General features: G+C 63.6%; 1 protein-coding gene and 2 pseudogenes. 2 read left to right on the top strand and 1 reads right to left on the bottom strand.

The genetic code is table 11. The features are described from left to right. Positions 1–499, top strand: a pseudogene (locus RTX98_RS16490) (DNA ligase-associated DEXH box helicase); the annotation flags it as partial. Next, a complete protein-coding gene (locus tag RTX98_RS16495) occupies positions 496–2,094 on the top strand; it encodes a cisplatin damage response ATP-dependent DNA ligase (RefSeq protein WP_312797913.1) in 1,599 nt (532 codons plus the stop codon). The pseudogene RTX98_RS16490 and the gene RTX98_RS16495, both read left to right, overlap by 4 nt. A 6-nt stretch (positions 2,095–2,100) precedes the next feature. Here RTX98_RS16495 and RTX98_RS16500 read toward each other — a convergent pair. After that, positions 2,101–2,614: pseudogene (locus RTX98_RS16500) on the bottom strand (hypothetical protein); the annotation flags it as partial.

The raw sequence follows: 2,614 nt of genomic DNA on the forward strand, positions 1-2,614 counted from the left end.
GGTCGGCGCTTATGCGCTGGGCAAGGCGCAGCGCGTCATCAAGGAACTGCGCGACGCCGGCTATGATCGGCCGATCTTTATTCACGGCGCGCTGCAGAAGCTGTGCGATTATTACCAGACGCAAGGCATCGATCTCGGCGAGTTAAAGCCCGCAACGCTGGAAAAAGGCGCCAAGACCGATTTCGCCGGCGCCATCGTGGTCGGCACACCGTCCTCCTTCGCCGATCGATGGGCGCGCCGCTTCGCCGATCCGGTGGCGGCTTTCGCGTCCGGCTGGATGCAGGTGCGTCAGCGCGCCCGCCAGCGCGGCGTCGAACTGCCGCTGATCATCTCCGACCATTGCGACTGGGACGAGCTGTGCGACACGATCGACGAGGTGGGCGCCGGTGAAATCTGGGTCACGCATGGCCGCGAAGAAGCGTTGGTGCGATACTGCGAGCTCAAGCAGCTGCGCGCCCAGCCGCTCCATCTCGTCGGCTATGAGGACGAGTCGGAATGAGGGCCTTCGCCGAACTGCTCGACCGTCTGGTGCTGACGCCGTCGCGCAACCGCAAGCTCCAGCTGATGGTGAATTATTTCCGCGCCGCACCCGATCCCGATCGTGGTCTGGCGCTTGCTGCCTTGATCGGTGACCTCGATTTTCCCGCCGTGAAGCCGGCGCTGCTACGGGCGCTGATGAGCGAGCGCATGGACCCGGTTCTGTTCGGCTATTCCTATGATTATGTCGGTGATCTCGCCGAAACGATCAGCCTGGTTTGGCCGACCGGGGACGATGGTGCAGGCACCGAACTGCGTCTGGCGGATGTGGCGGCTCGGCTGATGGCTGTCAGCCGCTCCGATGCAGGCAAGGTGCTGACCGATCTTCTCGATCATTCCGCCGCTTCCGAACGCTTTGCGATCCTCAAGCTCGTCACTGGCACGTTGCGGATTGGCGTTTCAGCCCGTCTTGCCAAACAGGCGCTCGCGGATTTCGGGAGCAAGCCCGTCAACGAGATCGAGGAGCTGTGGCACGGGCTGCATGCGCCCTATGCGGATCTATTCGCCTGGCTGGAGGGCAGGGCGGACAAGCCGGTGCCGCAGGCGCAGGCCTTGTTCCGGCCGGTCATGCTGTCGACGCCGATGGGCGACACCGACCATACAAGGCTTGAACCATCGGATTACGCGGCCGAATGGAAATGGGACGGCATCCGCGTTCAGGTCGTTGCCAATAACGGCACCTATCGGATGTATTCGCGCACCGGCGACGATATCAGCGGCTCCTTTCCCGACCTGATGCAGGCCGTCACCTTCGATGGCGTGATCGACGGCGAATTGCTGGTCGGCGATCCGCAAGGCAGAACCGCCACCTTCTCCGACCTGCAACAACGGCTCAATCGCAAAAGCGTGTCGCCCAAGGTCCAGGCGGAGTTTCCGGTCTTTGTGCGGGTCTACGACATTCTTCAGCGCGGCGACGAGGATCTGCGCGGTCTCACCTTCGTCGAGCGCCGTAAGCATCTCGAAGCCTTTGTTTCCACGCTCGATCCCGCCCGCTTCGACGTATCCCGCTTCGTGTCCTTCGACAGCTGGGAGCAGCTCGATGAAATGCGCAAGCACCCGCCGCATCCCATCATCGAGGGTGTGATGGTGAAGCGCTGGGATTCCACCTATGTGCCGGGCCGCCCGAAAGGTCCGTGGTTCAAGTGGAAGCGCGATCCCTACACGGTCGATGCCGTGCTGATGTATGCGCAGCGTGGACACGGCAAGCGCTCCAGCTTCTATTCCGATTACACCTTCGGCGTCTGGTCGGGTCCTGAAGACGCGCCGGAGCTTGTGCCGGTCGGCAAGGCCTATTTCGGCTTCACCGACGAGGAGTTGAAGCAGATCGACAAATTTGTGCGTGACAACACGATCGACCGCTTCGGCCCGGTGCGCTCCGTGCGCGCCGACCGCACCACCGGTCTGGTGTTCGAGGTTGCCTTCGAAGGCTTGAACCGCTCGACCCGCCACAAGTCCGGCGTCGCCATGCGCTTCCCCCGCATCAACCGCCTGCGCTGGGACAAGCCGACGGCGGAAGCTGACCGCATCGAAACGCTGCAGTCGATGCTGGATGCTTAGCCGCTTTTAATTTCCAGACACGCGTATCGAATAGATGTCCACGGCCTTGCCGTTGTTGGAGACATCGCTGACGATGGCGATCGTGCCGTCGGAACCGGGCTCCACCGTCGGCAGATCGACATCGAAGATCACGTCGCCGCGCTCGCCGGTTAGGTCGAAGCGCCGCCGTCCGCCGCAATCGCCCAGTTCTCCGAAGGAACAACTGATCGAGATCTGGGTCGCCTCGCCATCCTCCGCCTGCGCTTCCACCACGAACAAAGCGCGCCGCCCGGCCAGCTGCTTCAAGACGTCCTGCGGCACGTTGAAGGCGATGGCCGAGCCGGAGCGGCCGGAATGGATGCGCAGCGCGCGGGCCTCGCCTTCGCCCGTCAATTCGGCAACCGCATCGCTGGGTGTGGTGAAGTCGTCCTGCTCGCCCGGCGTAAACAGCGCGATCGCGTTGGGATCGGCGGCCTCAGCGCCAAGCCGCGGCGCCCCCGTGTTGCCAGGCGCAGCGCCGGCGGCGGGATTGAACCCTTCG

The organism is Tianweitania sp. (assembly GCF_032053605.1).
Lineage (GTDB): Bacteria > Pseudomonadota > Alphaproteobacteria > Rhizobiales > Rhizobiaceae > Tianweitania.